Genomic DNA, 17,588 nt, shown 5'->3' with positions numbered 1-17,588 from the left:
CGCGTGGTGGTGGGTTCTCTTTTTGCCGACTGTTACCCCGTGGGCGCCACTCACCCGTGGGGGGGGGGCATCCTCTGGATGCCCGCCCCTTCGCTACCCGCACCGTCATAGCGGACGGCCGCTGGTCACTTGACGATTGGACCCGTGGGGCCAGGGGTGGGAGTAGGAGTAGGGGTGGGAGTGGGGGTGGGAGTGGGAGTGGGAGTAGGAGTGGGAGTGGGAGTAGGAGTGGGAGTGGGAGTGGGAGTGGGAGTGGGGGTGGGAGTAGGAGTGGGAGTAGGGGTGGGAGTAGGAGTGGGAGTGGGGGTGGGGTGCTTGCCGCAGCCACCTCCCTTGCCCTTGCCCTTGTCCTTACCCTTGCCCGACCAGTTGTCGTGCCCCTTGCCCGACCAGTTGTCGTGCCCCTTGCCCGACCAGTTGTCGTGCCCCTTGCCCGACCAGTTGTCGTGCTTGTCGCCGTCGTGGCTGTTGCCGTGACTGGCTGTCGCCATAGTCACGGTGCCGGTGTGTGGCGTCGCTGCGAATGCACTGGTGGGCACCAGTACGCCTCCTGCGGCAAGGGCGCTCGAGGTGGCAAACATGGCGATGCGCTGAGTCCGAGAAATGCGAGTCATGGGAATTCTCCTTCATTCAATATGTCTGTTGACCTATGCCGCCGGAGGTGTTCCGGGCGGGCAGCGGGCCATATGCTCTGCGTGAGCCCGTGGAACAAGTAAGCCCGGCACCGACGATGCGCGTCACGACACTGCCTCTCGTGACTTGACAGCCATCGATAATTCGGCTCGTTGTCCATATCCGCCCGATGGAACGCCTCGAGAGCAGATTTCAAGAGCGTTCAGTGGCTCACCCTCTGATGTGGGTTGACCCGCGCGTTCTCTGATTTTGGGCGCCGTGGAGCCTCGAACTCATTCGCGGCTGGCTCAGCGAGCTGGAGCGGGCGGCGCCGGCGCCCTCGTACCGCCGCGCTATCTACGCGAGTGTGTCGGCCGTATTCAACGTGGCTGTGGAGAACGACCACCTGCACCGCGACTCCGTCCAAGGCCGGCACCGTGCGAGCACCGGCGCCCAGCCAGTGCCGCGTCGCCCCCTGGATGGCCTGGCAGTCGCATCAGGGCGACTTGCCGCTCTTCGGGCGGTATGCGATACGTGGAGAGAGGCCTTTCAGCGCTCGCCGGGGACCCCCTGCTGGCCCGTCCTGGAAGAGGAAGCGCCGTGACAGGAGCGAACGAGGCCGCCGGGCGCGTGATCACCGGGCGCTACCGGCTCCTGCGCCGGCTCGGCGCCGGCGGCATGGGACGGGTGTGGCTGGCCTACGACCAGGAGCTGGCGTGCGAGGTCGCGCTCAAGGAGATCATCCTGCCGCCGGACGTCCCAGAACGTGAGGTGGGCACCCGTATCGCGAGGGCCCGCGGCGAAGCGCGGCACGCCGCCCGGCTACGCAATCACCCACATGTCGTCACCGTGCACGACATCGTGGAGGACGATGGCCTGCCGTGGATCGTCATGGACTTCGTCCCGGGCGCCATGGACCTGGAGGCGGTGGTGCGCGAGCAGGGGCCGCTGGCGCCCGCCGACGTCGCCCGGATCGGGCTGGCGGTGCTCGACGCCCTGCTGGAGGGCCACCGGCTCGGCGTCCTTCACCGGGATGTCAAACCGGCCAACATCCTGTTGACCCACCCCGGCCCGCAGCCTTCCTACCCTACGGAGGGCGGCGGCCAGGTGCTGCTGACGGACTACGGCATCGCGCTGGAGCCGAGCTCCGGAGAGGCCCGCCTGACCGCCACCTTGGAGGTCCTCGGGACCCCGCGCTTCATGGCCCCGGAACGGACCCGCAGCGCGGCGCCCACCCCGGCCGCCGACCTGTTCTCACTCGGCGCCACCCTGTATTTCGCGGTCGAGGGGACCGGCCCCTTCGACCGCGACTCCGCCCTCACCACGCTCAGTGCCCTGCTGTTCGAACCTCCCACCCCGCCGCGCCGGGCAGCGGAGCTGGCCCCTGTCCTCCTCGATCTGCTGGCCAAGGACCCCGCGCAGAGGATGGACGGCAACGAGGCCGCCCGGCAGCTCACCTCTATCGCTGCCCAGCCTCATCCTTCCCCTGCGCGGCAACCGGCTCTCCCACCGGAGATGCCGCCACCCGAGTGGTCCCCCGCCTCGAAGCCGCCGCGCTCTGAGGAATCGCTCCCGCCGACCGAGTATGTGTCACCGGCCGAGCCGGAGAAGCCGGCCGGCCCGCCCCTGGGACCGCTGCCACGCAAAGGTGACGAGGCCCGGCTGCAGCCCCGCCCGACGCGGTCCAGACACCGGCGGGCCGGGCTCATCGCGGGGGTGGTGCTGGTGGCGCTGGCTGCGGTGGGCAGCATCTACCTGACGCAGTGCCGCTCGCCGAGTCCTGAACCCCCCGCACCGGCATCCGTGCTCTCGGTCAAGGTCGGCGACTCCCCGCAGGGGGTGGGTGTGTCGCCGGACGGGCGCCGGGTCTACGTGGCCAACTTCACCTCGGGCTCGGTTTCGGTGATCGACATCGCGACGAACCGGACGGTGGGCAGCCCCATCCCTGTCGGCGACACCCCGGAGGGGGTGGGTGTGTCCCCGGACGGACGCCGGGTCTACGTGACCAACAGTTCCTCGGGCTCGGTTTCGGTGATCGACGCCACGAGGAACCGGACGGTGGGCAGCCCCATCCTCGTCGGCGACACCCCGGAGGGGGTGGGTGTGTCCCCGGACGGACGCCGGGTCTACGTGACCAACGGAAGCTCGAGTTCGGTTTCGGTGATCGACACCGCGACGAACCACACGGTGGGCAGCCCCATCCCCGTCGGCCGCTTCCCGCAGGGGGTGGGTGTGTCGCCGGACGGACGCCGGGTCTACGTGACCAGCTTGGGATCGGACTCGGTGTCGGTGATCGACACCGCGACGAACCACACGGTGGGCAGCCCCATCCCCGTCGGCACCCGCCCCGCGGGGGCGGCCGTGTCCCCGGACGGACGCCGGGTCTACGTGACCAGCTTGGGATCGGACTCGGTGTCGGTGATCGACACCGCGACGAACCGCACGGTGGGCAGCCCCATCCCCGTCGGCGCCCGCCCCGCGGGGGTGGCCGTGTCGCCGAACGGACGCCAGGTCTACGTGACCAACGGAAGCTCGAGTTCGGTTTCGGTGATCGACACCGCGACGAACCGCACGGTGGACAGCTCCATCCCCGTCGGCGCCCGCCCGGCGGGGGTGGCCGTGTCGCCGGACGGGCGACAGGTCTACGTGGCCAACGGGAGCTCGAGCTCGGTTTCAGTGATCACGTTCTAGCTAGAGGATGTCCGAAAGTCAGGACTGTGCCCCGGTCGATTCTTCGGACCAGCGGCGTGGCACTCCGCCGGGAAAGGGAAACTTCGCGCGGGCAGGCCACCCGCAGGACGCCGAGAAATCGCCGACGGACCGGAAGATTCCCGCCGTGCCGCCGCGCAGAGTGGAGAAGACCGCGCAACCGGTAAGCAAGGCCGGCACATCCAGCGGTTGCCCGTCGGCACAGTGGTGCCTGCGGGAACCAGCCGTAGCACGCGCGCAGGGGATGCAAGCGCTTCGTTCCCCGCAGCCGACGGGATTCACAACACGTCCTGTTGTTACAGGTCAGGAGCGTTTCTCGGGCTTACGACCAAGCCCTGAGCGGCGCACTTCGTGACGGCGTGAGGCCACTGGTCGGTCATGGCGGGGTGCAGCCCGGCGGATCCCAGATGCGGTTGTGGTTGCTGTCGTAGTGGTAACCCGTGCAGGGACCGTACGGTGCCGCGTTCGACGATTCCGCCATGGACGTCGTTGTCTGAGGCGCCGCCTCGGCGTTCGCCATGCCCACCGTGCCGGCGAGCAGCACAGCAGTGCAAGACGCTCCCACGATGTGCCGGATGCGCTTCCGGGTACTTGTCGTCATGATGATCTCCCTTTGGGCGGATGAGCCACGCACCCACCAGCGTGGGAGCTGGTCATAACGGTGTCAAACGACCATCGAGGGAAGTTCCATCCTGAAACCTCAGGTGGGAGGCGAGCCGCGCCCGGCCCTGCCTGGCCCGGCCCGCGCCACTTCACTGGACTGGCGTGTGCCTGTATTGACTACTCCGTCGCCTACGGAACGGCCGTGGTCTTGGTCAGGCAGGCTGCTCCGCCGGCTCAAGCGCACCGCCGCCCCGAGACGGAAACGGTCCCGGTCACCCTCGCGGCAGCCGCCTGAGCCCTCCGAAGGGCGCTGTCACGTTGTTGGATGTGGGAGTGCCTGACGGTGTGTCGGGGGATGGGGCGCCGTGGCCCGGGCCTGTGTTCAGGCCGTGGTGGGTCGGCCGACAGCGCCGATGGTCTGGCGATCACCCTGGGCACCGCGCGCGTCTTCTTCATCAGGCGGCGGAAGAAGCGCCGGGCCGCGGCCTTGTCCCGGCCGCTGCACGGCGGTGCCGCTGCTTGGAACGGACGGCGCCCCGGTGGCGGCCCTCTGCGTCCTGACCGACCCCGCGCACCGCTTGGAACGACTGGCGCAAGCCGCCCGGCGGACCGGCCGCGTGATCAGTGCGGGCCTGCGCGGCCGGTGAACCGGAAACCGACGGACCGGCGACCTGAGGCCCGATCCTTCGGAGTGGACACCCTGACAATGGATCTTGATGGATCGGGGAGGGAGGTCCGGGTGGGACGCCGGTCTCCGTATCCGGAGGAGTTCCGCAAGGACACCGTCGCGCTGTACCACGCGTCCGGCGGCACACGCACGTACACGGCGGTGGCCGCGGATCCCGGGACCACCAGGGAGATGCCGCGCACGTGGGTCCGCAAGGACACCGTTGGGTCCGCGCCCGAGCCGTCACACGGCAGCGTGCAGAGTCCGGCCGAGGATCCCGCCCGGCTGCAGGCCGGCAACCAGCGGCTGCTGAAGGCAGACAAGGCAGACAAGGAGCGGCAGCCGCAGCGAGAGATCCTGCGCCGGGCAGCCGCCCATGCCACCCGCGAGGCGAAGTGAGCCCCCGTTACCGTCTTCATGGCTCCGCAATGGGGCCTCCGGCCTTCGGGTCCGGCATGACTTCCCCCTCCTGTTGTTGATGATCCGGGGGGTGGTGTCACCGGCTCCGGAGGCATCGACGGACCGCTGATGAGGGGCTTGAGCACCGGCTTCACCCGAGCCGGAAGAGCTCTCCGTAACGTGGATGTGGCAGCTCGGTGCCGAGGCAGGGCCGGACAAAAGCGTGATGGAGGGGCCTGCACATGATCGACACCGGCGGCATCGACGTCTTCCTCGGCCTGGACGTCGGCAAGGGCGAACACCACGCCACCGCCGTCACCCCGGCCGGGAAGAAAGCGTTCGACAAGCGCCTGCCCAACACCGAGCCCAAGCTCCGCGAGCTGTTCGCGAAACTCCACGCCAAGCACGGGACGGTGCTGGTCGTGGTCGACCAGTCGGCCTCGATCGGTGCCCTGCCGCTGGCGGTCGCAAGGGGACATGGGCTGCCCAGTCGCCTACCTGCCCGGACTAACGGCCTCGGGAGAAATTGAGATCGGCGCGTGCTCGTCTGCCGGTTCGGCTGGTGGGTGATCAGCAGGCGGTCTGTCGGACGGGTACCAGTTCGGTGCTTGTCCTGCGGCGGGTTGCCCGTCGGGCGGACCGATCGGAGACCAGTCCCGTAATGGCCATGTGGGTCTCGGCGTAGTTTTCGCGCCGCCCGGTGTACCGCTGGAGCGGGCGCCACTTCTTGTACTCGGCGTTGGTGTGTTCCACGCAGATCCGCCGTGAGGACCGGCGGCGCCGCATCTCGCGCCAGGCATGGAGCTCGCCCAGCGGGGCGTCGTCCTTGGGCTTCTTCGGCGGGGCGCTGACCTGGTCGGGGAACTCGCTTGCCAGGCCACGGTAACCCTCGTCGACCTCGGCTTTGACCGTGGGGTGCTGATGGAACTGCTCGGCGATGCCTTCGGTCCGCACCGCGGTCTGGTCGTGCATCCGGCCCGGGCGGACGACGCCGGAGTACAGGGTGCGGCCCTGACCATCGCTGAAGGTGGTGGTCTTGATCGTGTTCTGCCTCTTCTTGCCGGAGACGAATCCCTTGCGGCCCGGGCGGCCGGCGCGGGGGCGGCGCACTTGCACCTCGGTGCCATCGATGCGCAGGTCCACGCCCTCAGCCTCGGCGTAGGCGAACAAGTCTTCCGGGGTGCGGATACGCAGGCCGGGCCGGTCGGGGATGGCGAACCCGCGAGCGGCGAGCAGAGAACGGACGCGGATGGCGCCGGAGATGGTGGAGCGGTCCACTGCGCACAGCTCGGCCAGTGCCGCGTGCGGCAGGCCATGCCGCAGGTGGACCAGAGTGACCAGCAGCCGGTCGATGAAGACGAGCTTCTGCTTACGCCCGGCGCCGGCTGTCCGTCGGCGGGCGCCGCCCCGTTGTATAACGCGGACTCGCGGGCCGCTTCCCAGCGTGGCGCGAGTTCTTCGATCAACTCGCCGAAGTGTTGGCGGGAGACGCCGGTGAAGACAGGATGAGACAAGGCCGTACGGAGCAGCTCGTGATGCACACCCTGAGAACCCGCACGGCCGCCTTACGTAACGGTCGTGCCCGCCCCTTCAGCATTGCTCCCCCAAGTCGCTAAGCCCCCAGCACATGCCCGATCTCTGCGAGCTCCTCCTCCGCCAGCGGCCCGAACTCCAGCGCCCCGGCGTTTTCCTCCGCCTGCGTCACCGTCCGAAAGCCGGGGATGGGCACCGTCTGCGGGCTGCGCGCCCACAGCCAGGCCAGCGCGCCCTGGGTGAGAGTGCGCCCGCGGCTCGTGAGGACGGACCGTACCCCCTCGACGCGCGCCAGCCACTGCGGGTCGGCGACACCACCTGCCGCGAAACCCGGCAGCCAGGCAGGCGGTGCGCTGCGGATGTCACCGGAGGCAAGCGTGCTGCCCGGCACGTACTTCCCGGTCAGCAGCCCCATCGCGAGCGGGCTGCGGTTGATGCTCGCGAGGTCGGACTCCTCGCACAAGGCGAGCATTTCGGGCGCGTCCTGAAGGACGTTGCAGCGGTGCTGCACGGCCGCGCAGTGCGGGCCCACGGCGAAGACGGCCGCCCGCTTCGGGTCGTCGGTGCTCCATGCGTACGCGCGGATGAGCCCTTGTCGTACGAGATCCTCACAGGTGTCCCGTAGAAGAGCGGCTCGTTCGGAATCCACGTCCGAGAGATGCAGCTGGTAAAGGTCCACGTAGTCGGTGCCGAGCCTGGCGAGCGACGCCGTCAGCGCACGCCGTACGTACGCCGGTGAGTCGTCGCCGCCCGTGAGGACCTTGTTCTCCTCGTTGAAGAGGTTGCCCCACTTGGTGGCCACGACGACGTCCGTCCTGCGCCTGCCGAGGGCCCGTCCCAGTACGCGCTCGCTGTGCCCGGTCCCGTAGACGTCGGCGGTGTCGAAGAAGGTCACGCCGAGGTCCAGCGCACGGCGCACGGCACGCAGGGACTCCTCGTCATCGACCTTGCCCCAGCCGAGCGGGCTCCCGTCGGGGCCCTGCCATTCCCCGCCGATAGCCCAGCAGCCAAAACCGAGGGCGCTCACCTCGATTCCGCTTCGTCCGAGGGTCCTTGTGTATGGCGCGTGCGTACCGGCGGCCGTCGTCCCGTTGGTTGTCTCCATGCCGGTGAAGGCTAGGAGCTGGAGTGCACGCGAAGACAACCCTCCTGCCGGGATCAGGCCCGGTACGCCGCCAGATCAGCGGCCCAGAAACTGGCGGCGGCAAGTCCCCGCAGCATGGACGTTCCCTTCTATAACAATGGGCGCCACAGCAGGTCGGATTCTGTCCTTACTACGGGAATGAGTCTCGCTGAGCTGGCGGCGGGCCGCTCGCTGATCGCCATCAGGCAAAGCCCCGGGCCGAGACGCCGCCCTTCAATTGCTCCCAAGGTCGTAACGATGCGGCGGATCGCCGACCTCTACCCGGGCGAGGACAAGACCGACGCGAGGGACGCGTTCATCATCGCCGACGCCGCCCGCGCGATGCCCCACACGCTGCGGGCAATCGATGGCGAGGACGAGACGATCGCCGAGCTGGAGATGATCGTCGGCTTCGACGACGACCTGGCCGGCGAGGCCACCAGGATCGCCAACCGGCTGCACGGTCTGCTGACCCAGATCCATCCGTCGCTGGAACGGGTCCTGGGGTAGCGGTTGCAGCACCCGGCTGTCCTGGCCCTGTTGGAACGCTTCGGCTCCCCGGCCCAGATCCGCAAGGCGGGCAGGCGCCGGCTGGTCACGCTGTTACGGCCGAAGGCCCCCAGAATGGCCGAGCGGCTGGTCGCGGAGATCTTCGCGGCCTTGGACGAGCAGACCGTCACCGTTCCGGGAACGGAAGCGGCCTCGCTCATCGTCCCGAGCCTGGCCGGCTCACTGACGGCCGTCCTCGACCAGCGCAAACGGCTGGCCGGCCGGATCGAGGAACTGCTGGCGGCACACCCTCTTTCCAAGGTCCTGACGTCGATGCCAGGAGTCGGCGTCAGGACCGGAGCACGCATCCTGATCGAGGTCGGCGACGGCAGCACCTTCCCGACCGCCGGTCACCTGGCCGCCTACGCGGGTCTCGCCCCGGCGACCCGGAGTTCGGGCTCATCGATCCGCGGCGAACAGCCCTCCCGAAGAGGGAACAAGCAGCTCAAGCGGTCCTTCTTCCTCTCCGCGTTCGCCACCCTGGGCGACCCGGCATCGCGGGCCTACTACGACAAGAAGATCGCCCAGGGCAAGCACCACACCCAGGCTTTGCTCTGCCTCGCCAGACGCCGGGCCGACGTACTGTTCGCGATGCTCCGCGACGGGACCTTCTACGAACCGCAGCCGTCGGCCGCAGTCACCTGACCTGCGGCTCTGCGAGGAGCACGACTCGATCGGCCTCTACATCGAAGCCGAGCACCGGATGGCCATAGTCGCCCTCCGGGTCCATCAGCACGGGCTTGCCCAGCCGCCGCCCGATCTCCCGGAGGAAGCCGCAGAACACATCAAGTCGATCCTGGCCCTGCAACTCCCGCAGGTCGACGTCGAAGTCGACTTCGTCGTCGGCATGGAAACGGAAGATCGCCAACACATCGGCCGTCGGCCAGACCCGCAGGTCCGGGCACTCTGCATCCGCCGGGCGGGACAGCACGGTCTCCGCCCGGGGCACCGGAAGCACTGTCTGTCCCTCGGAGTATTGGCGCTTCCAGCCCTTCTCCGCGACAAGGTCGAGGACCGCCTGCCAGTCCTCCACCGAGGCATCAGGGACACGCACGTCCGGCAACGACCCCATCAAGTCCGGATCGAAGAAGGAACTCACGTCATCCCACAGCAGATCAGCCACCCCGCCATGCTGCCCGGCTCGCCGACCCAACGCACCCCCGTTTCCCTTGACCAAAGAGATAGGGGCACCCCCCGCCGGGACTTCATCTGATCCCTCCGTGGATACTCCGCCCTTCAGGGCGGAGAGGAAACGCACTCCTGCGGAGCAGGGCAGGGAAGGACGATCCGCCGCCAGGGCGGATCGTCGTTCGCGACCAACTACCCGCAGGTGGTCGCAAGTTGATGCGACAATTGTGAGTTGTGGGCACTCACGTGAAGCGGGCGTATCGGTACCGCTTCCATCCGACGGATGCGCAGGCAGCCGAGCTGTCGCGCACGTTCGGGTGCGTGCGGAAGGTCTACAACCTGGCGCTCGCCGCCCGGACCGAGGCATGGACGCGGCAGGAACGGGTCAACTACCACCAGACCTCGGCGATGCTGACGGCGTGGAAGAAGGCCGAGGAACTGTCGTTCCTCAACGACGTCTCCTCGGTGCCGCTCCAGCAGGCCCTGCGGCACTTGCAGACGGCGTTCACCCACTTCTTCGGCAAACGGGCCAAGTACCCGCGTTTCAAGTCGCGGAAGAAGACGCGCAGGAGTGCGGAGTACACCACCAGCGCATTCCGCTTCCGCGACGGAGCGCTGACACTGGCGAAGATGACCGAGCCGCTGGCCCTCGTGTGGTCGCGCCCGCTGCCCGAGGGAGCGAAGCCGTCCACCGTGACCCTCTCGCAGGACAGCGCGAGACGCTGGTTCGTCTCCCTGCTGTGCGAGGACCCGTCCGTCAAGCCGCTCCCGGCCACCGGCCAGGCCGTCGGTGTCGATGTCGGCCTGGACCACCTGCTGACCCTCTCCACCGGGGAGAAGATCGCCAACCCCCGGCACGAGCGCCGTGACCGTGCCTCTCTGGCGAGGGAGCAGCGTCGTCTTGCGAAGAAGGAGAAGGTCTTCACCGATGATCTCCTCACACGCTGCGAGGAGATCATGCGGGACGTCTGCACCGACTTCGGCGGCGGACTAAGGGAGTTCAACGGCGAACGAGACCATGTCCACCTGCTGGTGCACTATCCGCCCAAGGTCGCCCTCTCCCGACTGGTCGGCTCCCTCAAGGGCGTATCAGCCCGCCGCCTGCGCCAGGAGTTCCCCGACCACCTACGCCGATACCTGTGGGGCGACCACTTCTGGTCCCCCTCCTACTTCGCCGCCTCCGCCGGCGGAGCCCCGCTCTCCGTAGTCAAGGAGTACATCGAGAACCAGAAACGCCCCGACTGAGACCACCAGAGATCTCTCCCGGCTCCGCCGGCCAACCCCGCGGGCGCTCCGCGCCCGAACCCCAGATGCCGCGACGCTCCGCGTCGCCACCACACGATGCGATTCCTCCCAGGCACAAACGCCTGGGGTTCCTCGCAAGAATCTTGCTGATATCTCCAGGCGTAAAGAGCGCCCCGGGTGTTGCGCAGGGTGAATGGTCAGGTGGTGACGGGGCCGCACAGGAGGGGCTGGAACATCGGGGTGGGCTTCTTGTCCTTGGTCAGGATCTGAGAGCCGTCGCCGAGGTGGATGTTGAGGTAGGTTGCGCCGGTCAGCTGGGCGGACTGATCGGGGACCTTTACGGTCTTGTCGATGACGCCTTGGTCATCGGCGGTAAGGTCTCCGAGCATCACCAGGACCGGGCCTTGCTTGGTGCACGTGCCCTGGTGCAGGTGCGCCGCGTGCCGGGAGTTCGCTGCCAGTCCGGTGGCCTTCACCCTCAGGGTGTAGGTCTTGGTGGCGGCGTCGTAGGCGACGGTGGCGTCGCCCTCCCGCTTGGTGGAGCCGACAGGCTGCACCTTCACGGGTGAGTTGTCAGGTCTACCGCTGGGCAGCGGCACGCACGCGATCGGTTCCCTCTGCTGCTGGGAGTCGCCGTCGCTCAGCCGTACTACCAGGACCGCGTTGTCGGGCAGCTCCCGAAGTCCTGACTGTGTGCTGTGGACGGTGGTCTTGAGGTTGCCGAAGTCGTCGCCGGTGACGGTCGAGAAGGACACCAGCACGGAGCCGGACTTCGGTTGGGCGCAGCTGCCCGGCACTATGTCGACAGCATGTTTGATGCCGGGTGCGAGACCGGTGATGTCGAACGCGGCGGAGACCTTTCCGTCCGGGAGGCCGAGCTTGGCTGTGCCGACCGGCTGGGCCTTGACTGCGAGCTTCGCGGAGGAGAAGGCGCCCTTGGACGCGGGCGGCGAGGCGGAGTCAGCAGCCAGCGGCGAGGCCGGGGCGGACGCCGACGGCGAGGACGCGGACGAGCAGGCGGTAGCAGCCAATGCGGTCGCTATGGAGAGGACGGCGAAGGTCGCACGCCGGATGGCTGTGGACATGGGGATCCCTTACTTCGGCAGTGTGGCGTCAGCGGCTCGTACGAGCAGGGTCGGCAGACCCGTTCCCGCTGTGATCTCAATAGGGGGTTTTGCCTGTTTTACATGCATCCGCAATGGAATCCACTCCACTGGTCGCGGCATGCGGGATGACGGTGCCATCTCGCTGCCGTCAGGCGACGCACCCCTCGGCGTGTGGTTCGTGCAGCCGGTGTTGCAGGACGAAATGGGGGTGCGCGGGCGGTGTGGCGGGTGCGGGGGAAGGTGCGGAGGGAAGAGGACTTCTTCCAGGCGGCCGCGTACACCACAGCCGTCTTGGTGACCACCCTGTCGAGGCCGAAAAGGCAGGCCACGTTACCTTCGGGCAGGCCGAGCTCGGTCATACGGCACCTTTCCCACGGCGCGGCGTTGAGCGGTGTCGAGTGCCACAGCCGACGTGCTGTTCGGCGAACAGGGTGTGCCCCTGTCCGCATCCGTTGCGTGGTGCGGGAGGAAGCGGTGCTCATGGGCGACTGTCGGCCCCGCACCAACCCCCCACCCGTGCGAGCACGCCCCCAGGCGTCTCGCTTGTCCTGTCAAAACTGCCGCACGACCCGGGCCGGACGGTGTCCCCCGAGCGGAGGACCAGCCGGTGGACGCTGCTCATGTGCGCGCCTCATGCCGGGGTCTACGACCGGTGGGGCGAGGCTGTTGTGGCCGCCGGCGGACTGCAGAGAAGCGGCCCGCCGAAGGTGACCTGAAAGGTGCCGAGTGCCTTCCAGCGCCTGATCCTGCGAATCCGGCCTTCACCGGTCGAATCGAGCGGCAGGCCGCAGGCGGACTTTGGGGTGGCCTGCTCGTTGGGGGGGGAGCCTCTTCTTGAGGCTCAACCTCGGGAGTGGACACCGGGTTTCATGCGACGAGCGACGGAGTAGGAGATGAGATCAGCTGCTGCCCGAACTCGACTGGAGAGAGGTGGCCGAGGGCGGAGTGGCGACGGCGGTTGTAGCAGGCCGGCCGGCGAAACAGCTCCAACCGTGTCTGTGCCTTCGAGGTGAGGCGTCGTTCGTGGAGCAGTTCCCGTGTCAGGCCCTGGAAGAACGACTCGGCCAGGGCATGCCGTAAGTCGATGCCGGTGGCCGGATACGGCCACGTCGAGGCGACGGCGATATACGTGATGCCGCTGCATCAACCGGTGTTCAACGTCTTCGCGATGAATTCGCGCATGACCAGGTCCGGTGCGGAAGGGGCCGTCTTGTCCGCGATCATGGTGCGCTCGGCGCGCTGGGTGCGGCGCAGGTGACGGCTGGCGATCTGGTGGATGCGCATCAGGCGCGTGACACGCTTGCGGTTGATCTTCCGGCCTCGCGAGCGGAGTTCGGCATGGATGCGCGGGCCGCCGTAGGCGCCGCGGTGTCCGGCATGGATCTCGCGGATCCCGGGCACCGCGGCGGCCTGCTCGGACTGACGCGCGGCGCGGGCCTGCGTGGTGGCCTGGTGCCGTCAGCAGCCGGAGCGGGAGACGCCCAGCACCTGGCATATCCGCTTCACGTCGAAGTCGGCACGGTGGTCGGAGATGAAGTCCCGGCGGCGGGGGCTCACTTCGCCTCCCGGGTGGCATGGGCGGCTGCCCGGCGCAGGATCTCTCGCTGCGGCTGCCGCTCCTTGTCTGCCTTGTCTGCCTTCAGCAGCCGCTGGTTGTTGGCCCGCAGCCGGGCCGGCTCCTCGGCCGGACTCTGCACGCTGCCGTGTGACGGCTCGGGCGCGGACCCAACGGTGTCCTTGCGGACCCACGTGCGCAGCGTCTCCCTGGTGATCCCGGGATCCGCGGCCACCGCCGCGTACGCGCGTGTGCCGCCGGACGCGCGGTACAGCGCGACGGTGTCCTTGCGGAACTCCTCCGGATTCCTGCACGGCCGCAGTTCGGCAGTGATCGGGGAGGTGGCAAAGACACCGTCCGAGTCCTGGTGAACCTCGCGTATCCGGGCGGCGGGCTTCACGTCGGCCGCCCGGCGGATCCCCCCTCGCCCGCGGTCCTGCGCCAGCAGTGGAAGCTCGAATCGAGCGGGCGCTCACCGGAGACTGCCGGCCGGATCGGGGGTCACGATGAGGGGTGGTCGATCCGCCGTTCGGCCCACCCGGAGTCGTGTACGCACGACCCACCCTGGGGTCATGTACGCACGACGTCGTCACACCTACTTCGCCATGATGGCGGCATGTATCGCGCTCTTCGTCCTGGCCTGGGGCGTCGTGCGTATCTGGTCGGTTCCCGCGGCGGTCGGCATGTGTGTGGTCGCCATGGTGATCCCGCCGGTGGCCGCCATCGTCGCGAACCGGCGCGGCCCCGACGACCGCTGGTGGGACGCCCCGTCCGGCGACCCGAAGTCCGACGAGTGGTGGGATGAGATGGACGGCAAGCAACATCTCTGAAGCCCGTCAGCCCGTTCCACGGCCACAAGGCCGGTGCTTCCTCACACGACTACCGGCTCTCGGCGAAAGTGCGGGCCGTCGTCGGCGCCGACACGAAACGTGTGGTCGTCGGCACAGGGGAATGGTCACCATGCACCGTGGCAGATGTCAGGGTCACAGGTGACACTGGCCCGGCCTGCCACCGCGACGGGTGCGCCCCTGCGGGGTTGCGCCGCCTGCATCGGCACCGTCCGGTTGCCCCGCATCGCAGACCGAGAGCAGGCATGCGGGAAGGCGTACGGCGCGCCACAGGCTCTTCAGCGGCTGCCGTCCGATCGGTGTCACCGCAGGACATCCGCGCGGCTCTCGTCCTGGACCCACTGCCGGCCTGGATCCGCATCCCCTCCCCTGCCGCGTCCCACCACATGGCTGCTCACGGCGGCCACCACGCCTTCAACACCGCCATCGCCGGGCCCGACCCGATACGGGCCGGGAGAGCGTGTCCAGCGGGGGCGTCCGCCAGGACATGCGGCCGGTCCGGTCAACCGGTTCCCGGCCCGCTCCGGTGTGGCGCCTGAGCAGCGCGTACCCGGCGGCAAGCACCCCGGCGAGGCTACGACAGCCCCCACCATGTGGTCCCCCGGTTGACGGATCCAACCGGGTACTGGAATGCCTTCAAATGGTGAGCAGTTCCATCGACGACTCCTGAAGCCCACGAGGCAGAGAAGGATCACGAACCATGGCGTGTCAGTATGCTCCCGATCAGATCCGAGCCGGTTATACGATTCAGCAGATAGCCGACCGGTTCGAGGTCTACGCCCGCGGCGGAAGGTTCATCGGAGAACACCTCCTTCGGGCCTCGGCAGAGCATGAGGTGGCCGTACTTGAACGCGCCCATCGAAACAGGGAATTGTCTTCCGGTCCTGGAATTTAGCGCAAGGAAGTGCCGGCTGGCCTGATGGCTGCTGTGGCCCAGCCGGCCCCGGCTGTCCCCCGTCACCTGCAGCTGCTCCTACGGCCTGCGGGCCGGGCCTGATCCGTCCTGCCGGGCATGTCCGCGACCTTGAAGGATCCCCCGGGCCCGGACTGATTGGTTCCGCGTTCCTCCGCCGCCTTTTCCGCTGCGAAGTCCGAAGCGGGTACGCCCATGTCCGAAACGGCCGTAAAGGCTCCGGCGGCCTCAGCGACCCCGCCGCAGGTCGCTGCAGGGCGCTCGTCTTCATCGCGCTCGCCCGGCTGATGGTCGTCCTCGACGCGACCATCGTGAACATCGCGCTGCCCTCCGCCCAGCAGGACCTGGGGATATCGGACGGCAACCGTCAGTGGGTCATCACGGCCTACGCCCTCGCCTTCGGCGGTCTGCTGCTCTTCGGTGGCCGTATCGCCGACCTGTGGGGCCGCAAGCGCACCTTCGTCACCGGTCTGATCGGCTTCGCGGGCGCCTCCGCCCTCGGCGGCGCCGCGCAGAGCTCGGCGATGCTGCTCGGCTCCCGCGCCCTGCAGGGCGCGTTCGGCGACTTTGGCCCCCGGGCAGTACCCGGATGACCGGTTCCGACGCCGGCGAGAGCGCCGAGGATGGGTGCCAGTCGGCGGGCGGGTCTTCACCCTCAGGCACTCAGCTCGTCAAACGGCGGCCGAGAGTGCCGTTGGGAAGGCCATGCGCTTTTCAAGTCGGTCCCTGTTCGGTGGTCATGGCCAGGGGCATCCCGTCGGCCGCGGACGGTCCGTGCTGTGCTTGATGTTCCGGGTCTCGCACAGCACGGACACCTCGAATCCAGTTCGTCCGTGCCTTTGCGGACAGTGGTCTCGCTCCCTCCCTCATCAAGTAGTCGGCACTGCCGCTCGTCCAGCTGCGGAAACAACACCCCGGACTTCACAGCGAGTTGATCACGGAGGTCTTCGGGAACGCGTGTGCGCAGCGTGTGAAGCAACCTGTCGATTCCCTGCGATCCCTTAGCTGTCATCGGCCGATCAGTGGACGAGAGAGTATCGACTGGCCAAGGCGCATTCCTCTCCGGAGTCAGACGCAAACCGCTCCATGAACCGTCTGTGCCATAAAATAGTCACCACACGGCGAAGTTCACGGAGACATCGGCTTCTTAGAGAAAGGTGGGAGCCGGCCGGCCGTGGTGTATCTGCGCGGGCGCACTGTCCGTGCAGGCGTTCCGGAGTCGATCCGGTTGCGATGCCGTTGCGTACACCCGGCTCCAGGACGTAGGCCGTAAGGAAGGCACAGCTCTCTGCATACCGAGGCAGGCGTGGCGACACCCGGTAAGAGGATGACATGACACTTCCGGACTCATTCCCGACCGCTCGAGAAGGTGGCCGACCAGATCGAGGGGACATGGCCGAAGTGCCTGCCCTGCACCTGCAAAGGGCTTTTAGATGGCAGGCAATACTTCGAATCGCCATCATTATTGCACTCACAGCAGACTTGGCAGTGTTTCCGCCGTCTGAGCAGATGCAGATTTCGGTGACGCTGGCTGCCGTCTACGCTCTATGGACCTTTGGAATGCTCTGGGCGTCCTGGAGATCGCGCAAGCCATATCCAAGTTGGGTATATCCACTGGTCGACCTGGCTTTGCTCACCGCATTGATAGCAATTTCCGGCGATTTTTCCGACCCGAACTGGAGCTCGCCGGTATCTGCTGACATCTTTCTCTTCATACCCGTCCTCGCCTCATTCCAGATGCGGCCGGTTCTTACTGCGGCATCTGGAGTGCTCGCAGCGGCGAGCTACGCCGTAGGCACTGCCGTCGGCCATCTACAGCAGCCGTACTGGAACTTCATACTCATGCACACCCTGTTCATTCTTGTGGTGTGCGCAGGCTGTGTACTTCTGTCGGATGTCCAACAGTACAGGGTGAGGGCGATAAGAGAGTTGGCGGAACATCGCCTATGGCTGCTGGACCGGATCATGGCGACGGAGGAGAGGGAACAGCGCAAAATTGCGGAAGTGCTGCACGATGGTGCATTGCAGAACGTTCTGGCGGCCAGGCACTCCATCGACGAAGCGGCATGCAGCCCCGGGGCGACCGATGCGCTGCACCGTGCCGATCAGGCTCTTTCCGCAGCAAGCAAGCAGCTCCGCTCGTCGGTACGGACCCTGCATCCTGAAGTCCTCGTTTCAGGAGGCCTGGTGCCCGCTCTGCAGCATCTGACTCAGCAGGCTTCCGAGCGCGGGAGATTTCACGGAGAGGTTCGGTCCAGTATCACGTCTGCAGGTTCTGCAGATCGGCCACTCTACTGGCTGGCTCGCGAAATTCTGGAGAATGCGGTGAAGCATGCGCAAGCAAAAAATGTCATTGTAACCTTGCAGCAGCATGATTCAGCGAGTGTTAAACTCTCGATTTCTGATGACGGTGTAGGGATATCTAGCGAATGCTTGGCCAGGAGTCTCTCATCAGGCCATATCGGGATCGCTTCGCACCGTGCGCGAATCGAGGGCTTGGGGGGTATTTTCACCCTCCGAAGAAATGAATTCGGCGGTACTACGGCCGAAGCCGTTGTACCGGTGAAATGAGCGATGCTTTCTTGCATCGCGCTCTGC

Annotated in this window: 9 protein-coding genes and 7 pseudogenes; 9 read left to right on the top strand and 7 right to left on the bottom strand. The window is 67.4% G+C overall.

Translation table 11 applies throughout. From position 1 onward, the window contains the following. Positions 1-1,212 precede the first annotated feature (1,212 nt). Complete coding sequence (locus ACIRA5_RS52155) at positions 1,213-3,303, top strand: beta-propeller fold lactonase family protein (RefSeq protein WP_403705329.1); 2,091 nt, start codon at positions 1,213-1,215, stop codon at positions 3,301-3,303. Positions 3,304-3,697: 394 nt separating this feature from the next. On the opposite strand, the gene ACIRA5_RS52150 is transcribed toward ACIRA5_RS52155, so the two are convergent. Then, positions 3,698-3,922: a hypothetical protein gene (locus ACIRA5_RS52150; protein WP_403705326.1), complete on the bottom strand. Its 225-nt coding sequence runs from the start codon at positions 3,920-3,922 to the stop codon at positions 3,698-3,700. 741 nt (positions 3,923-4,663) lie between these two features. On the opposite strand from ACIRA5_RS52150, the gene ACIRA5_RS52145 reads away from it, so the two are divergent. Both ACIRA5_RS52145 and ACIRA5_RS52140 read left to right on the top strand, forming a co-directional pair. Then, positions 4,664-4,990: a transposase gene (locus ACIRA5_RS52145; RefSeq protein ID WP_403705323.1), complete on the top strand. Its 327-nt coding sequence runs from the start codon at positions 4,664-4,666 to the stop codon at positions 4,988-4,990. Positions 4,991-5,232: 242 nt separating this feature from the next. Then, positions 5,233-5,500, top strand: a pseudogene (locus ACIRA5_RS52140) (transposase); the annotation flags it as partial. A 60-nt stretch (positions 5,501-5,560) separates the two neighbouring features. Here the strand turns inward: ACIRA5_RS52140 and ACIRA5_RS52135 are convergent. Continuing rightward, positions 5,561-6,268 carry a transposase family protein gene (locus tag ACIRA5_RS52135; RefSeq protein ID WP_403705320.1) on the bottom strand — a complete coding sequence of 236 codons (708 nt, stop codon included), beginning with the start codon at positions 6,266-6,268 and terminating at the stop codon, positions 5,561-5,563. A 334-nt stretch (positions 6,269-6,602) separates the two neighbouring features. Continuing rightward, on the bottom strand, positions 6,603-7,628 hold the full coding sequence (locus ACIRA5_RS52130; protein ID WP_403705317.1) for an aldo/keto reductase: 1,026 nt from the start codon (positions 7,626-7,628) through the stop codon (positions 6,603-6,605). A gap of 270 nt (positions 7,629-7,898) precedes the next feature. Between ACIRA5_RS52130 and ACIRA5_RS52125 the strand changes: the two are divergent. Next, positions 7,899-8,840 (top strand): annotated as a pseudogene (locus tag ACIRA5_RS52125) (IS110 family transposase); the annotation flags it as partial. Here the strand turns inward: ACIRA5_RS52125 and ACIRA5_RS52120 are convergent. Then, positions 8,833-9,318, bottom strand: a complete 486-nt coding sequence (locus tag ACIRA5_RS52120; RefSeq protein ID WP_403705314.1) for a hypothetical protein — start codon at positions 9,316-9,318, stop codon at positions 8,833-8,835. The pseudogene ACIRA5_RS52125 and the gene ACIRA5_RS52120 sit on opposite strands and share 8 nt — an antisense overlap. A gap of 239 nt (positions 9,319-9,557) precedes the next feature. On the opposite strand from ACIRA5_RS52120, the pseudogene ACIRA5_RS52115 reads away from it, so the two are divergent. Then, positions 9,558-10,229 (top strand): annotated as a pseudogene (locus ACIRA5_RS52115) (RNA-guided endonuclease InsQ/TnpB family protein); the annotation flags it as partial. Positions 10,230-10,241: 12 nt separating this feature from the next. Further along, positions 10,242-10,568 (top strand): annotated as a pseudogene (gene tnpA, locus ACIRA5_RS52110) (IS200/IS605 family transposase); the annotation flags it as partial. 197 nt (positions 10,569-10,765) lie between these two features. On the opposite strand, the gene ACIRA5_RS52105 reads toward tnpA, so the two are convergent. Further along, a complete protein-coding gene (locus tag ACIRA5_RS52105) occupies positions 10,766-11,653 on the bottom strand; it encodes a CHRD domain-containing protein (protein ID WP_403705311.1) in 888 nt (295 codons plus the stop codon). An 888-nt stretch (positions 11,654-12,541) separates the two neighbouring features. After that, a pseudogene (locus ACIRA5_RS52100) lies at positions 12,542-13,551 on the bottom strand (IS3 family transposase). Positions 13,552-13,801: 250 nt separating this feature from the next. On the opposite strand from ACIRA5_RS52100, the gene ACIRA5_RS52095 reads away from it, so the two are divergent. Next, positions 13,802-14,059, top strand: a complete 258-nt coding sequence (locus tag ACIRA5_RS52095) for a DUF3099 domain-containing protein (RefSeq protein ID WP_403705308.1) — start codon at positions 13,802-13,804, stop codon at positions 14,057-14,059. Positions 14,060-15,185: 1,126 nt separating this feature from the next. Then, a pseudogene (locus ACIRA5_RS52090) lies at positions 15,186-15,553 on the top strand (MFS transporter); the annotation flags it as partial. 254 nt (positions 15,554-15,807) lie between these two features. Here ACIRA5_RS52090 and ACIRA5_RS52085 read toward each other — a convergent pair. Further along, positions 15,808-16,002: pseudogene (locus ACIRA5_RS52085) on the bottom strand (hypothetical protein); the annotation flags it as partial. A 380-nt stretch (positions 16,003-16,382) separates the two neighbouring features. Here ACIRA5_RS52085 and ACIRA5_RS52080 point away from each other — a divergent pair. Beyond that, the gene (locus tag ACIRA5_RS52080; RefSeq protein WP_403705305.1) at positions 16,383-17,561 is read left to right on the top strand and encodes a sensor histidine kinase; all 1,179 of its coding nucleotides are present in this window, start codon (positions 16,383-16,385) and stop codon (positions 17,559-17,561) included. Positions 17,562-17,588: the final 27 nt, after the last annotated feature.

The sequence above is a fragment of the Streptomyces sp. NPDC096311 genome, from assembly GCF_044763085.1.
Taxonomy (GTDB): Bacteria; Actinomycetota; Actinomycetes; order Streptomycetales; family Streptomycetaceae; genus Streptomyces.
Note: the sequence above shows the minus strand (reverse complement) of the source record. Positions and strands in the feature narration are given on the sequence as shown.

What these genes read in the sequence shown, in the direction of transcription:
- ACIRA5_RS52150 (WP_403705326.1), bottom strand. Translation starts at nt 3,922, where the DNA reads ATGACGACAAGTACCCGGAAGCGCATCCGGCACATCGTGGGAGCGTCT.
- ACIRA5_RS52105 (WP_403705311.1), bottom strand. Translation starts at nt 11,653, where the DNA reads ATGTCCACAGCCATCCGGCGTGCGACCTTCGCCGTCCTCTCCATAGCG.
- ACIRA5_RS52080 (WP_403705305.1), top strand. Translation starts at nt 16,383, where the DNA reads ATGGCCGAAGTGCCTGCCCTGCACCTGCAAAGGGCTTTTAGATGGCAG.
- ACIRA5_RS52130 (WP_403705317.1), bottom strand. Translation starts at nt 7,628, where the DNA reads ATGGAGACAACCAACGGGACGACGGCCGCCGGTACGCACGCGCCATAC.
- ACIRA5_RS52095 (WP_403705308.1), top strand. Translation starts at nt 13,802, where the DNA reads ATGTACGCACGACGTCGTCACACCTACTTCGCCATGATGGCGGCATGT.